This window comes from Rothia sp. HMSC064F07, assembly GCF_001837265.1.
GTDB classification, from domain to species: Bacteria; Actinomycetota; Actinomycetes; order Actinomycetales; family Micrococcaceae; genus Rothia; species Rothia mucilaginosa.
The window spans coordinates 1238700-1255876 of the sequence record NZ_KV831926.1 but is presented as its reverse complement, the minus strand read 5'-3'; the positions used below and the strand labels follow the sequence as shown (position 1 = coordinate 1255876).

10 protein-coding genes are annotated in these 17177 nt (G+C 62.1%); 3 read left to right on the top strand and 7 right to left on the bottom strand.

Annotation, left to right across the window (positions count from 1 at the left end; genetic code table 11):
• Nucleotides 1-32 precede the first annotated feature (32 nt).
• The 3 genes from HMPREF2712_RS07455 to HMPREF2712_RS07445 all read left to right on the top strand — a co-directional run bounded on the left by HMPREF2712_RS07455 (nt 33) and on the right by HMPREF2712_RS07445 (nt 8363).
• Nucleotides 33-2924, top strand: coding sequence for an endonuclease (locus tag HMPREF2712_RS07455; protein WP_070819641.1), 2892 nt, complete (start codon nt 33-35; stop codon nt 2922-2924).
• Nucleotides 2917-5280 (top strand): DUF7825 domain-containing protein, encoded by a 2364-nt coding sequence (locus HMPREF2712_RS07450; RefSeq protein ID WP_070819640.1) that lies wholly within the window; start codon nt 2917-2919, stop codon nt 5278-5280. The genes HMPREF2712_RS07455 and HMPREF2712_RS07450 overlap by 8 nt, the downstream gene beginning before the upstream one ends.
• A 461-nt stretch (nt 5281-5741) precedes the next feature.
• Nucleotides 5742-8363 (top strand): TerD family protein, encoded by a 2622-nt coding sequence (locus HMPREF2712_RS07445; protein ID WP_070819639.1) that lies wholly within the window; start codon nt 5742-5744, stop codon nt 8361-8363.
• Between the two features lie 138 nt (nt 8364-8501).
• Here HMPREF2712_RS07445 and HMPREF2712_RS07440 read toward each other — a convergent pair whose 3' ends face one another.
• The 7 genes from HMPREF2712_RS07440 to tkt all read right to left on the bottom strand — a co-directional run bounded on the left by HMPREF2712_RS07440 (nt 8502) and on the right by tkt (nt 16524).
• Nucleotides 8502-8846, bottom strand: coding sequence for a type II toxin-antitoxin system HicB family antitoxin (locus HMPREF2712_RS07440; protein ID WP_070629662.1), 345 nt, complete (start codon nt 8844-8846; stop codon nt 8502-8504).
• Nucleotides 8839-9090, bottom strand: coding sequence for a toxin HicA (locus HMPREF2712_RS07435; RefSeq protein WP_049337750.1), 252 nt, complete (start codon nt 9088-9090; stop codon nt 8839-8841). The genes HMPREF2712_RS07440 and HMPREF2712_RS07435 overlap by 8 nt, the downstream gene beginning before the upstream one ends.
• Before the next feature lie 120 nt (nt 9091-9210).
• On the bottom strand, nt 9211-10302 hold the full coding sequence (locus HMPREF2712_RS07430; RefSeq protein WP_070819638.1) for a 6-phosphogluconolactonase: 1092 nt from the start codon (nt 10300-10302) through the stop codon (nt 9211-9213).
• A complete protein-coding gene (locus HMPREF2712_RS07425; protein WP_005506118.1) occupies nt 10295-11281 on the bottom strand; it encodes a glucose-6-phosphate dehydrogenase assembly protein OpcA in 987 nt (328 codons plus the stop codon). The genes HMPREF2712_RS07430 and HMPREF2712_RS07425 overlap by 8 nt, the downstream gene beginning before the upstream one ends.
• The gene (zwf, locus tag HMPREF2712_RS07420; protein WP_005509118.1) at nt 11278-12825 is read right to left on the bottom strand and encodes a glucose-6-phosphate dehydrogenase; all 1548 of its coding nucleotides are present in this window, start codon (nt 12823-12825) and stop codon (nt 11278-11280) included. The genes HMPREF2712_RS07425 and zwf overlap by 4 nt, the downstream gene beginning before the upstream one ends.
• 324 nt (nt 12826-13149) lie before the next feature.
• A complete protein-coding gene (gene tal / locus HMPREF2712_RS07415) occupies nt 13150-14250 on the bottom strand; it encodes a transaldolase (RefSeq protein WP_070629666.1) in 1101 nt (366 codons plus the stop codon).
• A gap of 171 nt (nt 14251-14421) precedes the next feature.
• Nucleotides 14422-16524, bottom strand: a complete 2103-nt coding sequence (gene tkt, locus HMPREF2712_RS07410) for a transketolase (protein WP_070819637.1) — start codon at nt 16522-16524, stop codon at nt 14422-14424.
• Nucleotides 16525-17177: the final 653 nt, after the last annotated feature.

Here is a 17177-nt window from a genome sequence, read left to right as displayed (position 1 = left end):
CCATTCACCATCAACTCCGAAAGCAGGTACCGATGACTGATACCGCCCAGCCGCATAACCCTAACGAGCACAGCGCAGGTGAGCGCACCCTCGAAGAGCGCCGTGCCGCCCTCAAAGTCCTCATGGCGGCAGAATCAACTGACGTGCAGGAATACCACGCCGTCATCACCGGCGCCACCGAGGAGGAACGCGCCTCCCTCGCCCGAATCCTCACCCCCAGGAGCGTGATCGGTAGCGACCACATTAACCGCACCCCGCTCGCCGCATACGTTGCCGGGGCGCTCGTGCGCACCCCCGACGGCGACCCCTGGGAATACCACCGTTCCGCCGGTCGCGCCATGCGCACCCTGCTCTGGCGTGGGAGCCCGGACCAGCAGCTGATTGACGCGTTCCTGCTCGGCGCCACCGAACGCCCCGACGAGTGGATTCTGCGTTTCATTGAGGGCCTGTCGAACTCTTGGGCGCGCTCGAAGAAAATTTGGGAAACCTGCTACACGCTGCTTCGCGCCCGAAACCTGAGTTGCGATGCCCCCGAATACCTGGTCCTTTTCCTGCACGAGGCCCTGCCCTGCGTGAAGAAGGACAGCGCGAGCAACCACGCCCAGCTCAAAACCTTCTTCACCCGCGACATGACCCTGCTCGACCAGGAATTCTGGGCTGTCTTCCGCACCGAGGGGGTGCTCTTCAAGGGCTACGGCAACTACATGGGCGAAAGCGCGGAACTGTGCCGCCTCATGGGCGAATACTTCGATATCCGCGACGAAATCCTGGACGCCCTGCTACGCGGCCTGACCAGCGATTTCAGCGCATTCAACTCGGCTGCGTTCCACTCCGTCTACACCGACCTGCAACCCACCGACGCAGAAAACCGGGCACGCTTCGCACAGCTCATAGCTGTCCTCACCGCAGAGCCCAGCGCCTCCGTCGGATTCGCCCAGACCATGCTGCAGAACGTGCTCAAAGCCTGCACACCCGCCGCCCTGCAGAAGACCCCCGACCTGCAGCCCCTCGAACAGCTTGACCTGGAACAGCTCATCGACGCACTCGGCGCGAACCTCTACCGCACCGAAAAGAAGATTCAGCGCGGAGCCCTGCGCCTGCTCAAGCTCATCGCCACCCAGTACGCCGGCGTGAGCAAAGCCAAGCGCAAGAAGGCGCAAACCGCCGAGCAGCTGGCGCTCGCCAACTACGTTGCTGACCGCATCCTCGAAGCCTACGATGTGCTACCCCTGGAGTTGCGCGGTGCCGCTGAAGCCTGCCTGCCCGAAGACCGTCTACCCCAGGCGGAAGATGCGGAGGCGGCGGGCGCCTCCGTAGAGGTACCGCCGGTGCTGTTGCCCGGCGTTGAGCACCGAGAACCCGTCGCATCCATCGCGAATCTGGACGAGTTCTGCACCCTCATCACGGAGGAATCGAACACAAACTCCGGTCGAATTACCGGGGACGAATCTCCCCACACTAGGGGAGAGAACCTAGCACGTCTTTACCACTTTGCCGCGACCGACAAGCTGGCACCGGCGGAACAGCAGCAGCTTCGTACTCTGCGCAAAATTGCTGACCATTACAGCTACAACAACGTCGCGTACATGCCTGCGCTCTGCGCCGTGTTGGAAGCTAACGCCGAGGCCGCGGGATACAAGTCTGAGGAAATTTCCGAAATGGCTTCGATCATGCAGCGTTTTGAACGTAGCCAGCTGATATGGCGGCGCTCCAGCGACCATAGCAAGCTTATTTCTACGGAAGAGATGGTGCGCCTGGTCGTCCAGAATAAGCACCACCTCTGGGACCCCGGTTACACGCCCCTAGAAGGCTACCGTGACCTCTACAAGATCTTCCGCGAGCAGATGCGTGCCGTCGCCGCCGGGGGAGAGTACCGCACGGAAGGACGCACGGTGCGTCTGCTGAGCGCCCCGCTACCCGCTCGTCAGCTTACCTACAGCGACTGGACTTATCGCACTGTTTCTGCCCTGGATATCCCCTGGAGCGTCTACTATTCCGGCCTTAATGACAGCAAGGTTGAGGAATACCGTAAAGCTAGCCAAGCAGGAAAAGCCACCGGAAAATTTATTGCCGCCGACTTTGTTCGTCATGAACCGATGTGGCAGGTCGAGAGCGATATCGTGGATACCGTGGATGAGGCGCGCGAGGCGCTGAGCCACGCAACCGCCGGCATGAGCCCCGAGGAAGCCATCGCCTACGAGGTGCTGAACACCGCGTTCATTCCCTTCACCTTTTTGCCGAATGCTTCTGAATCATACGGATGGCAGGGCGACTTCATGACGGCGCTTACCGAGTGGGCATCCTGGCTGCTTCAGAACAACCCGGACCTGCTCTCGGCATACTTCCTGTTCGCCGCTTCGCAGTGCGTTGAGGAGAAGACCGTCACCCCCGTCCCCGTGCTGATGCGCGCGCTGAGGGAGTCCACCGTGCAGGTGGGCGCCCCGACCTGCACCCTGCTCGGCTATGTGGCGAGCGCGAAGAATCCTGAGTACCGTCTGGCGGCGGCAGAAGCCATTGCGGCACTCTTTGAGGTGGGCCTGCTGGATGCATCCACCTTCGCGGAGACCCTGAAGTGGGCTCTGGAGGACGGGATAGTCCTTGCGAACCGCCTGGTGGCGACCCTGCGTGAGGTGTCGGCTATTAGTCCGCTGGCGGGTTGGCGTGTGCTGCAGGTTCTGCGCCTGCTGTTGCCGATGGTTGGCGGGTTGACGAAGGGCGGCGACTATGTGCGCCTGGCGGTGGAGCTTGCCGAACTGTACGGCACGCCGGTTGAGATTCCCGCGGTCCTGGAGCCGAAGATGAAGGGCTCTACCGTGCTGGCGAAAGCACTGCGCGCCCTGGCCGCGGTGACCCCGCGCGTGACTGAGGAGGCGCTTGCCGCCCGCGAGGCAGCGCTCGCGCTACTGGGGGAGAACGGTGCCTAATACTGTGCCTGAAAGCGTGCATCCTGCGGCGCCTGCGTGGAGCGCTGAATACCTGCAGGAGTTCCTGTGGCGCATTGTGCCGGGTCGTTCCATGCGCTCTATGGATGATGAGGTGATTGCCGAGTTTTTCAGGGAGCATCCGGAACACTGGGAAAAAATCTGGGCGCTGTTTACCGTGGAGGGCGCCATGCCCTCGAATGGTCTAGCACTCTGGTTTATTTATGATGCGCAGCTGACTATTTGCGGTCATGATTTGCTGGTGTATTTGGCGGAGCATTTTCCGCAGTATCGAGCCCGGATCGAGCAGGAGTGCGTTCAAGCGTTGCTACGTGATTATGCGCCACAGAACGCCCGCGTTTTCTCGCGTACCTTTGAGGCTCTGACGGCGGTTCCGAAGGGGCTGCGCGGTGCTGAACGTAAGCAGGCTTTGGTGGGTCAGGCGCAATCCTATGCTCGGCACGGTGCGCTGATTCCGGCGTTGTTGGCTTCGCCGGTGGCGACCACGGCTGCTGTGGGTGCGCAGATGCTACAGAGTATTCTGCAGATCTGCGCGCCGTCTGGCGGTTCTGCTCCTGCCGGTTTGCTGCCGCTGACTGCTGATGAGCTTCAAACCCTGGTGGCGGAGGCTCTACCTGCCGCCGCGCAGTTGCTGTTCCGGCGTGAGAAGAAGCTGATGACTGCCGGTTTGAAGGTGCTTGAGTTGAGTGTTCGGGCGGTGCCGGAACGTGCCGGGGAGGTGTCTGTTTACGCGCAGGATGCTGTGGAGGTTCTTCCTCTGGAGCTCAAGGATCGCGCCCAGAAGCTGTGCCTTGACACTGTGCCAGCACAGCCTAGTTCGATTCAGTCTGGTTCGGCTCAGCTCGCCTCCACCCAGTTTGCCTCAGACCAGCCGCCCCGTAGCGTGCAGATCCCGGATGTCCCTGCCCTTGGGCTCTCAGCCTCGGAGGTGAACGCCGCCCTCAACGCGGCGCCGCAGGCTGGGCGCGCCTCCGAAGCTACCCGGGATGCTATTCGTAACGACCGGGACTGCGAAGAGCTGCTGTTCGCCCTCTACCATCTCAACGAGAGGGAGCAGTCTGTCCGCCGCATCCCGGCGCTGCTGAAATACCTGCATCGGGCGCATCAGGAGGGTCGAATCATTGAATTCAGTCCCGCTTTTCAGAAGCATCTGCGTCGTTACCTGAGCCGTACCTGGCATGACGTTTGCGACCAATTGCGCTACCTCGCCTACCGGCTGCTGGTCCAGCATGTACACGCCGCAGACCCTGACCCGCAGGCAGCACTCACCGAGCACACGGGCCGTTTTCAGGGTGCTGATTTTCATTTCAGGGGGTACCCGCGCAAGGGTAGCAAATATTGGGCGTACCGGTCGCCGACGGCGCTGTTCCACGAGCAGCTTCGCGTTGCGTTCGGGGATCAGCCCTATAGTAGCGAGGGCGCGGCTGGGCAGGGCTTTGCGCCTCTGCTGGCTGAGCCGCTACCTGCGGTGGAGCGTTCTTTTGAGCGTACGGTGATTCGTCTCAAGTCGTACCGTGAGGCGCTTCCGAAGGTTCTGCACGGCGAGTATGAGGTGAATGATTCCACCTATGAGCTGTGGCAGGTGCCGGGGGAGGAGCCAGCCACGGAGTGGAGCACGTTCACGGCGGCGGCATACGCGGTGGCTGGTGCCTGTGCGGAGTATCCGGGGCGTTCCCTGGAACATACCGAGGTGCCGTCTGTTGCCCTAGTATGCGGCTGGTACGCCTGGGCGATGCGCCACAACCCGGACCTTCTGGCGGCGCAGTATAAGCCGCTGCTGAGCGTGTATCAGTTCTCTCGTCTTCACGGTTTTGAGGAGGTTATGCAGACGCTCGGTGCGGCGGAGCGTGCTCTGGGTGTGCCATCGTATAACTTCCTGGCGTGGGCTTCTGTGGTGTACGCCCCGGAGCGTCGCGCGTTGACGGCGGAGACGATTGCCTCCCTCATTGACCGCGGCAACTGGGATGCGCACCTTTTCGCCAGTGAGCTCGGGTACCTCCTGGAGCACGGCTGGTTCGGGGTGAATCGCCTGATGCAGACGTTGAATGATGCCGCTTCGTTGAGCCCCTTGGCGGGGTGGTCTATCTTCCAGACGGTGCGCCGGATCCTTCCGTTGGCTCCGCAGGTGGGTCAGAGTGCGTCCCTTGTGAAGCTTGCGGTGGAGCTTGCCGAGTTGTACGGTACGCCGGTTGAGATTCCCGCCGAGCTGGAACCGAAAATGAAGGGCTCCACGGTGCTGGCGAAGAGCCTGCGCGCCCTGGCTGCGGTGACCCCGCGCGTGACCGAGGAGGCGCTTGCCGCCCGCGAGGCCGCGCTCGCGCTATTGGGCGAGTCCTAACCCGAAAAACCTACCTGCCGGTGAGGCTACTTGCCCCTTAGCTGGAGCCTCACCGGCGGGTGGAAAACCCCGAGCATGCTTCGGTGACGAAACGGCTTGACCACCGTCGCGGGGCGGGAGTACTCTATAGGTAATGGCGGATCATGAAGAGTCCTACTTTCTGAAATATCTTTTTCTTATATTTGTCGGATTCTTCGCTTCCCGCCATTTTTCTTTTAACCCCGTTCCCACGCGGCTGACAGATAAGCGGCTGATGGACAAGCACTCGGCGGATAAGCAGGCGACGGATAAACACCGCCCAGGCTCCGCTTACGTAACCGCCTGTTGCCCCCGCGAATACACACCCCCGCAGGTCACCGATGACCAAACCCAGCGACAACCCGCACCCACACCGCTACGATAAGAACATAAACACACCACCGACGGTGACAGCCGGGTGAGACCAACGGAAAGGACGACCCGTGACCACTCCCTACGATGCATCCCCCTACCTGCAGGAATCACCCTATTTCAACGAATCCGCCTACCTTCACGGCGAAGCGCCCGAGGGTCTCAGCCCCCTCGTGCGCCTCATCCTGATGCGCCGCTACGGCGTGTACGTCTTCACCGACCTGGACGGCCCCCACTACCGTTCGAACTACTCGAGCATTAACGAACTGCACCATTCCGGCGCATTCGACACCGACCTGGGGCGAGTATCCGTCCTGAGCAATTGCGGTCTGACCCTCAGCCCCGAGTCCCTCGCCCAGGCACTGAACGCCAGCGCCAACGAATTCGCCCTGTTCGCAACCATCTGGTCCTACGAATACGGGTACCGTCCCGGCCGCGTGTTCCGCCGCGACTTTGATCTGCGCGCCCTGACGCTCACCGACGAGCAGCGCTACACCGAGCAGATTATGCACTACCTCTCCAACCCGTACTACAACCCGGACGGCACCGAGCGCATCCTTGGCGGCCTGCCCGAGAACTACGTGCCCTACGAGTGGCAGCAGCCGATGAGCCGCTCCAACTTCGCGGCCATGGAACGCAACCGCCGACCCCTGCAGATGGTCAGCGGCGTGCAGAACGCCCTGATTATGGCGGGTGCCCTCTACCAGCAGCTGCTCGGTCAGCAGCAGGCGTACAACCAGACCGACCAGCGCGACCTGGTGGCGTTGCGCCGTTTCCTTGCCCAGCATGACGCGCTGCCGGCTGCCCGACCGGAGAACAGCAGCCGCGAAAACCGCGTGTTCATTGCCGCCTGCCTGCACCCCGAAGATGCTGAGCACCTGCGCACCATGAAGGAGGCACTCGCCCTCGCTGCCGCCTACTCGCGTCTGCGTTACAACGGCACGGTGGGGGACCTGAGCCTGAGCATCGCGCCGCGCCTGAAGCTGCGCCGTAACGAACGCACCCGCATCGCGCACCTGCTCAACCGGGTACTGGAGGCTGACCCGGTTGGTGCCCGCTACGACAGCGCACCCGCCGCCGAAATGTACAAGCGCCTCGTCAAGGCGGTTCACCCCGGCGACTACCCGTCACTGACCGCGCTGAGCCGCTGGGCTGACGACCTGTACCGCGGCGAGGTGTACAGCTTCGAATCGCTGGTGGACCGCGCCTACGCAACCCGGGATGCGCAGAACGTGGCACGTCTGCTCTCGACCCGCCCCGGCGTGTTTGCACGCCAGCTGGTGCGCGCCCTGGATGCTTTCGAAGCGCCCCGCTACGGCATTGATACCGCGCCGAGCCCCGGCCAGCAGATCATCTTTGACGCGTTTGCCGCCGTGGCGCCGCGCGTTTCCGCGCCCATCCTGGTGCAGATCCGCAACCTGGTGACCCTGCAGCGTAACGCGCTCGCGAACCCGCCGAAGGAGCGCCCCGCCAACCCGGTGGCGGTGCAGGAGGACCGAGAGATGGCTGACTATGCGCGCCGCAACCCGGAGGGTGTCGCGAGAGTTCAGAACCTCATGCAGAACGCGGGTATCCCGAACCCGCTGGGCTCGTTCTTTGACCGTAACGCCGGCCTGTCTAACCCGCACACCTCTGTCCCCGAGAGCCCGCGAAACACTCAGCGTACCGCGGCCTCCACTCAGAAGGCTCAGCCTGCCGCCCCGCAGCGCATGAACCTGTCCAAGACCGGTATCGCCACCATGATTCCGGCGCGCGAGTACAGCCCGGCGGTGCTGGACCTGCTGGAGCGCCTGGTTGAGATTGGCCTGTCCGGCCGTCTTGCCGAGACTTCCATCTACCTGCCCGAGCAGGTGGGCGATACGATTATGCCGCTGAACACTCGCAGCGCCCGCCCCTCCCTGGACGGTATGGGCCGCTACAACACCTCAACGGTGCACCTGCCGCCCACCGGCGTGATCCGCCTCTTCTGCTTCTGGGATGAGGGTGTGGACATTGACCTGTCGCTGATGATGTTCGATGCCGAAGGCAACTACATGGACAAGATTAGCTACTGGTCGCAGACCGTGAAGAACAGCCAGGGCGCCATTTACGCGCACCACTCCGGCGACATTACCGACGGTACCGGCGGCGCCTGGGAGTACATCGACATTGAGGCGCGCAAGGCGCTCAAGGCGGAGGTGTGCTACCTCGTGCCGGTGGTGCAGCTGTACTCCGGTTTCGGGAAGGCACACACCCTGGCCGCGGTGAACGACCTGCAGGCGGGCTTCATGGTGGTTCCCGCCGTGGGCGTGGGTGAGGTGCACGAGGTGAGTCAGGTGCACACCAAGTTCACCTTGCGCGCTGAGAGCCGCGGCGTGTTGCCGTTCATCGTGGACCTGCAGAACCGCGACCCGTACGACATCCCGGAGGAGACCGACGCCATCGTGAAGGTGACGGACATCGGTCTTGCCCGCGGCATTAACGTGCTGCAGTCTGGCGCGAACATCACCGCCGTGCGTGAGCACTTTGACTGGGCGCAGCCCATGACGGTACGCGAGTACCTGCAGCTGACCGGCGCGAAGCTCACCCCGAGCCCTGAGGAGGCGCAGCAGATGCTGGAGGCTACGGTTCCGTCGCTGGCGACACTGTACGTGGGCTTTGAGAGCGAAGCGGAGGAGGCCCAGGAACAGGAGCCGCAGGAACAGGATGGGTAGAATCCTGCCGCTGCTGAACAGTAGGCGGGCGTAGCAAGAGTGGAGCCCCGGATAGTCGAAACTATCCGGGGCTCCACTCTTTTGTCATGTCATAACATTTTGGAATCTTCGTTGGATGATGAAGATGTACTGGCTTACTTAGGCGACTGCTTCGAGCTGTTGGCTCACGTACTGGTTCAGGCTCTGGTGAGAAAGCGCTGCCTGCTGAACCAGACGACGATGCAATTGCGGTGAAACACGCAAGTTGAATCGTCCTGAGAAGGAACGCAGAGAGAACGGTTCGGGTGCCTCGCGGCCGTCTTCTTCAAGAATTTCGAGGGTGTCGGCGACGACTTCTCGGATACCTGCGAATGCCTCGGTAGAGGTCGGTGCCAGGTATGAGAGGCTGGGAAATTCGGCGACGGTTCCGACGAATTCCTGGTCATCTTCAGACCACTCGACGCGGTAGGTGTAGAGCTCTTGGCGGGGGAGAGCGTTAGTCATCGTTATTCTCCAATTTTCGAATGGCTGCTAGAACCTGCTTAACTTGGTATTTCTTTGCTTTACCAGAGTTTCCCTGCTGAATGTTGACAATAGGGTCACCATGCCAGGGCGTGCTGTAGTAGTGGTGAGAACCGCGGATACGCGGCGCTCCAAAGAAATGGGTGCATACCTTTTGAAGTTGAGTGAAAGTAACGTTTTGAGGGCTGGCGGCCATCTTCGCGACTAAATCTTCAATACTCGGCATACTTCATGGTACCGCTTCTAGTACCATTTCGGGCTGGTTTAAAAACCATAGAGAAAAGCCCCGGATAGTCGAAACTATCCGGGGCTCTACTCTTTTGTTGATGCAGTTCAGAACCGAACCTTACGGGCGGTTCTCAGGAGCCAGCGACTCCTCGGTTGCAAAAATCAGGGTCTGCTTCTTACCGCGTGCACCCACCGCCGGGGTTTCCAACAGCAACTCCGCGTTCAGGTCCTCAGCGTCCAGCTTCGCGCCAGCCAGAAGGCGGCTGGTCGCAGCCTGCTTATCCTCACCGGTGATGAGGAAGAACACGTGACGCGAATTATTGATAATCGGCAGGGTCACCGACACGCGCTCAGCCGGCGGCTTCGGCGAATCAGAAACCATCACGGTCACAGCCTTACCGCCCTCAACCGGGTCCTCCGGCAGACCGGTACCCAACAGAACCTGCTTACGGCCCGGGAACAGGGACGCAATATGACCGTCCGGGCCCATGCCCAACAGGGTGATGTCAAAGACCGGTGCGGGCCACTGGCCGCCACCACCACCGCAGCCTCCGCCGCCGCATCCGCAACCACCTGCGGGCTCAGTAGCCTCAGCGTCAAAGTCTTCGAGAGTGGTCTCTTCGATGGACTGCTCGGGTGCGGAAGAGCCGCAACCGCCGCCACCACAACCACAGCCGCCGGAGCCGCCGTGTTCGTGACCCGCGCCGCCACCGTGATCGCCAGCCAGCGGCAGTTCGGTTGCGCCCTCGGGCATCTGCACGCTCACAGCCGGTGCAGAACCGGCGTAATCACGCATCTCAAAGGCGTAGTGCTCAGCTGCAGCTTCCAGGCCGGTGAAAATATCGGACGGGCCCATGCGGTGCACATTGCCCACGACCAGGCCGTGCGACAGCAGGGGAGCGAGCAGCACCTCAATAGCCTGACCGTCATTACGTTCGGGGCTACGCTCGGGCACGTAACGCTCATCGGAGAACCAGAAGTGCACGCGGGACCAGTCGATATCCTTCACGCGCTCGTTCTCAGCCCACGCCTTCAAAGTGGCGATACCCATGGTGCCGCCGGTCAGCGAAATGTGGGCGATTGTGCGCTCAGAGAGCACGTGCTCAATGATGTCGAGGATGCGGGACACCGCGTCCGCTGCGAGAGCGTCGCGGGTCGGGTGCGCCACCAGGGTGGGGGTGGATGCGCCCATGTTCTGAATCTTAGGCATCGAAAACCTCCGGGTATTCTTCGAGATCCAGCATGTCTTCAGGCTGGCAGGTATCGTCCACGAGGGTGACGGTGCACAGCGCCTGCTTCAGCACGTCACCGTAGGTGTCGTCCGGGTCGAGGCGGCGCAGCTCCTCAGAGATGCACTCGGCGAGGGTACGCACCGGCAGCGCAATCTGCTGATCGGGCGCGTACGGGGTGGAGATGGTTGCCACGGAAATGCCGGGGCGGAACATCGTCACCGAACCGTCTTCACGCTCAATGCTGACGCGGTACAGGCCGCGGTTTGCCGCGCCAATGGTGGCGAGGTGCACGGGTGCTTCAAGCTTCCAGCCGAGCCACGTACCGAGTAGCACCACGGACGGGGACTTGCTCGAACCCCACACAACCACGCGTCGCACGGGGGAGGAAGGCATCTGCTCCATGAGCGCTGCCAGCTGGGTGCGCCACAGGGTGAGGCGCGTCCATGCCAGGTCGGTGTCGCCTGCACGGAATACGTCGGTGAGCTTACGCAGCGCTTCCTTCGGGTCGTCGGCGCGTGCAGAGTCGGTAATGCGACGCTGCGCGATACGACCGATGGAGTGCTGTGCCGGGTTCTCGGGTACCGAGTGCGGCCACCAGACCACAATCGGGGAGTCCGGCAGCAACAGACCGGAGATCAGTGCTTCGGTCGGGCGGGATGCGCTACCCCAGCCGCGCAGAACAATCATCTCGGATGCGCCGGTGTCGCCGCCGAGGTGGATTTCTGCATCCAGCTGGTCGGGGTCGAGCGGGTCGTGAGAGATGTGCACAATAATGCGGCTCGGGTGTTCGTGGGAGGCACGAATTGCGGCGCGCATTGCTTCGCGGGAGTGGCCCTTTTCCGCGAGAACAACGAGGGTGAGAACTCGTCCGCTGCTGAGGCTACCGTTGGCGGCAGTCAGGTGGCTCAGTTCCTTGTTGATAGCGGAAACGGTGGTGTTATGCAGGTGCGAGATCACGGGCGCCTCCAAGCGCGGTTGTCACGCTCAAGCATCTCGTGTGCTGAACGCGGACCCCACGAACCGGACTCGTAGGGTTCAGGCTTAATGCGGTTTTCTTCCCAGTACTCTTCGAAGGGGTCGAGGATCTTCCAGGAGAGCTCAACTTCTTCGTGGCGGGGGAACAGCGGCGGCTCGCCGAGCAGAACGTCCAGGATGAGACGCTCGTAGGCTTCGGGGGACTCTTCGGTGAAGGAGTGGCCGTAGCCGAAGTCCATGTTGACGTCACGGATTTCCATCTGGGTGCCGGGCACCTTTGCGGAGAATCGGATGGTCATGCCTTCGTCGGGCTGCACGCGGATGACGATGGCGTTCTGACCGACCTGCGGGTTTTCACGTTCGCCGAAGAGACGGTCGGAGGACTTCTTGAAGACCACGGCAATTTCGGTGACTCGGCGGCCCAGGCGCTTGCCGGCGCGCAGGTAGAAGGGGGTGCCTTCCCAGCGGCGGTTTGCGATGGACACCTTCAGCGCGGCGAAGGTTTCGGTGCGGGAGTCTGCGGGGATGTCGTTTTCGTCGAAGAAGCCGTTGACGTGCTCGCCGCCCTGGTAGCCTGCGGCGTACTGGCCGAGCGCGAAGGAGTTCGGCAGGTCGTCGATGCGGACTGCTTCGAGGACCTTCGCCTTCTCGGCGCGCAGGTGCTTAGCGTCGAGGCTGAGGGGTTCTTCCATGGCGGTGAGGGCGAGTAGCTGCAACAGGTGGTTCTGGATGACGTCGCGGGCCGCACCCACGCCGTCATAGTAGCCTGCGCGGGAGCCGATGCCGATGTCTTCTGCCATGGTGATCTGGACGTGATCCACGTAGTGGGAGTTCCAGAGGGGCTCGAACATCTGGTTGGAGAAACGCATCGCCAGGATGTTCTGAACGGTTTCCTTGCCCAGGTAGTGGTCGATGCGGAACACGGCGTCGGGCGGGAAGACTGCCTCCACGATGGAGTTCAGTTCGCGTGCGCTCTCAAGGTTGTGGCCGAAGGGCTTCTCAATGACCACGCGGCGCCAACCGTCGACAGGGTTGACGGTGTCGTTATCGCGCGATGCGAGGTCGTGTTCGGCGAGCTTGGTGAGGACCTGCTCGAATGCCTTCGGGGGGATGGAGAGGTAGAAGGCGTGGTTGCCGTGAGCGCCACGCTCGTCGAGTTCGGCGAGGGTGCTCTTGAGTTGTTCATAGGCTGCGTCGTCGTTGAAGGCACCTTCAACGAATCGCATGCCCTGCTGGAACTGGTTCCATACGTCCTCGCGGAAGGGGGTGCGGGCGTTTGCCTCAACAGATTCACGCACATAGGCGCGGAAGTCGTCATCGCTCCAGGGGCGGCGGCCGAAGCCGACGAGGCCGAAGCTCGGCGGGAGCAAACCGCGGTTCATGAGGTCATACACTGCCGGAAGCAGCTTCTTGCGGGCCAGGTCACCGGTTACGCCAAAGAAGACGAGCGCGGACGGCCCCGCAATGCGGGTAATGCGGCGGTCGCGAGTGTCCCTGAGAGGGTTCGCTTCATGACCGATAGTCACAATATATTCCTTTGATTGCCTTGGTTGGTTCGTGCGGCGCGCGGTTCGTACCTTGTCGCGCGGAGGCGATGCCGCATTCTGGAAGGTGTGTACCCTGTATTGTACCGGTTTTGACGGGATTGTCTCAGTGGCACCCTAATTCGCCGAGATTCCCCGAACGGTGAAGCTCTGGCGGGAACCCCGGCGGATTAGGATGCGGTGCCGCGGTGCGCATCGGGCGGTGCACACCGGGAACGCATTGGTCATGCGCTATATTTCAGCGGCTGCTGAACTTCAGTGGCTTCCGAATTTCAGCAGCTATAGATTCGGCTGTGTCGCCTAGTTCTACTTAGCCTGCTCGAGTGCTTCGCGGACGGTCTGCAGCAGCTCTTCCCAAGAGACGTCGAACTTGGACAGGCCCTCAACCTCGAGCTTCTCCACGACCTCCGCGTAGGAGACGTAAGCGGAGATAGCGTCCAGAACCTCATTCGCTTCGGAGTAGTTCGGAACGATGGTGTTGCCGGTAACCTCGCCGTGGTCGGCAACAGCGTTCAGGGTTGCCTCGGGCATGGTGTTCACGGTGTTGGGTGCGACCAGGCCGGTGACGTACAGGGTGTCCGGCAGGGACGGGTCCTTCACGCCGGTGGATGCCCACAGCGGGCGCTGTACGTTCGCGCCGTGTGCCTGCAGACGTGCCCAACGCTCGGAGGAGAACATTTCCTCGAACACCTCGTAGGCGAGGCGTGCGTTTGCCAGGCCTGCCTTGCCCTTGAGCTGCACAGCGTCGCCGCCGGCAGCTTCGAGGCGCGCATCGATTTCGGTGTCTACGCGGGAGACGAAGAAGGATGCGACCGAGTGGATGGTGGACAGGTCCTTACCGTTCTCCAGCGCCTGCTCCAGGCCGAGCATGTAGGCGTTGATGACCTCGCGGTAGCGGGTCAGAGAGAAGATCAGGGTCACGTTCACGCTGATGCCAGCAGCCAGGGTCTCCGCGATGGGGCGCAGGCCTTCCTGGGTTGCGGGGATCTTAATCATGACGTTTTCGCGGCCCACGCGCTTGTAGAGTTCACGTGCCATCTTGGCGGTGCCTTCGGCATCGCGTGCCAGGCGGGGGTCAACCTCGATGGAGACGCGGCCGTCAAAACCGTTGGACGCCTTGTAGACGGGTGCGAACACATCGCAGGCTGCGCGTACGTCGTCGCAGGTTGCGGCGAAGACTGCCTCTTCAACGCTTGCGCCGGCGGCGGCAAGCTCACGCATCTGCTCAGCGTATGCGGCGCCCTTGGAGAGCGCGCCAGCGAAGATGGTGGGGTTGGTGGTCACACCGACGACGTTGTGGGTCTTGATGAGTTCGGCAAGGTTGCCGCTGGTCAGACGCTCACGGGAGAGGTCGTCAAGCCAGATGGAGACACCGGCGTCGGAAAGCTTCTGAGTGGACTCAGACATGTGAAAACCTACGATTCTTTGTCGAAATTGAAATTTGAGATATCAGTGAAATCTTCTGGGCGGCGGGAGGCTCCGGCTGAGCGGTCAGCCGGAGCCTACCTGTTGCGTCCGCACCCCACCCGTACAGGGGGAGCGCAGTGTGCGCGGCAGTTACCGCGGCGTTGTTATTGCCTACTTAGCGGCCTCGATGGAATCCTTAGCGGCAGCCACGACAGCCTCCGCGGTGATACCGAATTCGCGGTACAGGGTCTTCGCATCGGCGGATGCACCGAAGTGCTCGATGGACACGGCGCGGCCAGCGGTGCCGAGCAGGTCGTACCAGCTCATCGCCAGGCCAGCCTCGACAGAGACGCGGGCTGCAACCGAGGAGGGCAGAACCGACTCGCGGTACTCTTCGCTCTGCTCGGCGAACCACTCACGCGAAGGCATGGAAACCACGCGGGCGGCGATGCCCTGCTCTGCGAGGGTTGCGCGAGCCTGAACGGCCAGCTCAACCTCGGAACCGGTAGCGATCAGGATGACGTCCGGGGTGCCCTCGGTGTCAGCCATGATGTAGCCGCCGCGTGCGGTGCCCTCAGCGGAAGCGAACTTCTCACCCTCAGCGTCCGCGTGCACGTCTTCACGAGCCCAGACGGGCAGGTTCTGACGGGAGAGCACGAGGCCTGCGGGGCGGTCGGACTTCTCCAGGATGGTGCGCCATGCGACGGCGGTTTCGTTAGCGTCCGCGGGGCGAACCACGTCGAAGCCGGGGATAGCGCGCAGCGAGGAGAGGTGTTCGATCGGCTGGTGGGTGGGGCCGTCCTCGCCCACACCGATGGAGTCGTGGGTCCACACGTACAGTGCGGGAACACCCATCAGCGCGGAGAGGCGAACAGCCGGGCGCTGGTAGTCGGAGAACACGAAGAAGGTGCCCGAGAACGCGCGGGTGGGGGAGGAGAGCACAATACCGTTGACGATGGCTGCGGCAGCCTGCTCACGAATACCGAAGTGCAGCACGCGGCCGTAGGGGTTGCCGGTCCAGTCTTCGGTGCTGCGCGATGCCGGGTTGAAGGACTCTGCACCCTTGATGGTGGTCAGGTTCGAACCGGCGAGGTCAGCGGAGCCGCCCCACAGTTCGGGGAAGGTGTCAGCAATAGCGTTGATGACGGTGCCGGATGCCGCGCGGGTTGCCACGGAGGTGCCAGTCTCGAACACGGGGAAAGCAGCCTTGTAGTCTGCGGGCAGTTCGCCTGCGACGAGGCGCTTGTACAGTTCGGCGCGCTCGGGGTTAGCCTTAGCCCACGCCTCGAACTTCTCGTCCCATGCTTTGTGCGCAGCGGCGCCGCGCTCGACAAGCTGACGGGTGTGTGCCAGGACGTTCTCCTCGATGAAGAAGCTCTTGGCGGGGTCGAAGCCGAGCAGTTCCTTGGTTGCGGCGACCTCTTCAGCGCCGAGCTTGGAGCCGTGCACTGCGCCGGTGTTCTGCTTGGTGGGTGCAGGGTAGCCGATGATGGTGCGCAGCTCAATGAAGGAGGGCTTGTCGGTGACAGCCTTTGCACGCTCAATAGCGGCGTACAGTTCTGCGACGTCCTCAACGTAGTCGCCGGTGCGGGTCCAGTCCACGCGCTGAACATCCCAGCCGTAGGACTCGTAGCGCTTTGCTACGTCCTCGGTGAAGGCAACGTCGGTGTCTTCCTCAATGGAGATGTGGTTGCGGTCCCAGACGACGATCAGGTTGCCGAGCTCCTGGTGACCTGCGAGCGCGCACGCCTCGGCGGTGACGCCTTCCTGTACGTCACCTTCGGAGGCGATGACGTAGACGTGGTGGTCGAAGGGGGAGGTGCCCGGTTCTGCTTCGGGGTCGAACATGCCGCGCATACGGCGCTGTGCGTAGGCGAAACCAACTGCGGATGCCAGGCCCTGACCGAGCGGGCCGGTAGTGATTTCTACGCCCTTGGTGTGCTTGTATTCGGGGTGGCCGGGGGTGAGGGCGCCCCAGGTGCGCAGGGCTTCCAGGTCGCTCATTTCCAGGCCGTAGCCGCCGAGGAACAGCTGAGTGTACAGGGTGAGGGAGGTGTGGCCGGGGGAGAGGATGAAGCGGTCACGGCCTTCCCAGCGGTCGTCGGAGGGATCCTGGTTCATGACCTTCTGGAAGAGCAGGTAGGCGACCGGCGCCAGGCTCATTGCGGTGCCGGGGTGGCCGGATCCGACCTTTTCTACGGCGTCTGCGGCGAGGATACGTGCGGTATCTACGGCGCGCTGGTCGGTTTCTGTCCACTGGAAGTTCTCTGCCACGTGGGTGTCCTTTCACAACGTGAGTGGATGCGCCAGCAGGCTTGTGCTAGCGCGTTGTCCGTCGGGTGTAACGTGCCTTCGGGGGTGCTTATTCCCGCGCCGGTAGGTACCCGGGTAGGTGCGGGGCACACGGGGTGCTGTGTGCGGGGCGTCCGGAGAGTTGTTTCGACCCTTTCGTTTTAACAGGATAGTTCACTGGGCGGAAGTATCCGGTGTGTGAATGCAGACATTCACAGGGTGATACGGGGCCGAGATGGAGAAAAAGCTACGCTACAACGCGGGCTCTGCGGATTTCACGGTGCACGTTTGAGCTGTGTTTCTGAGCTATGCGCTGAATATTGTTCAGTAACGTAACAATTTTTGTGAAAGTGGTGAAGCTCATGTTAAGGTTGAGCAGGAAGGTTGCAGACCGAAACAGTGGTTGGGTCGGTCTGCATCTCGGTGATTGAAGCCCCTCCTCCGCGTAAGAACCATTGATTATCTTACTGTGGTGGTGAGATAAAAGGTTCTGGAGGAGGGTGCTTTCTTTTAGTCTCTGACCGTGCACTTTGTGTGTGGTTGAGGCTAAAGGTTTGTGTTATATGAATGGGCGCCGGATATGGTCGGAAACATATCCGGCGCCCCCCTTTTTAACCTGCAGTTGCTTTAGCTGT

What these genes read in the sequence shown, in the direction of transcription:
- HMPREF2712_RS07440 (WP_070629662.1), bottom strand. Translation starts at nt 8,846, where the DNA reads ATGACTAACGCTCTCCCCCGCCAAGAGCTCTACACCTACCGCGTCGAG.
- HMPREF2712_RS07435 (WP_049337750.1), bottom strand. Translation starts at nt 9,090, where the DNA reads ATGCCGAGTATTGAAGATTTAGTCGCGAAGATGGCCGCCAGCCCTCAA.
- tal (WP_070629666.1), bottom strand. Translation starts at nt 14,250, where the DNA reads ATGTCTGAGTCCACTCAGAAGCTTTCCGACGCCGGTGTCTCCATCTGG.
- HMPREF2712_RS07430 (WP_070819638.1), bottom strand. Translation starts at nt 10,302, where the DNA reads ATGCCTAAGATTCAGAACATGGGCGCATCCACCCCCACCCTGGTGGCG.
- HMPREF2712_RS07455 (WP_070819641.1), top strand. Translation starts at nt 33, where the DNA reads ATGACTGATACCGCCCAGCCGCATAACCCTAACGAGCACAGCGCAGGT.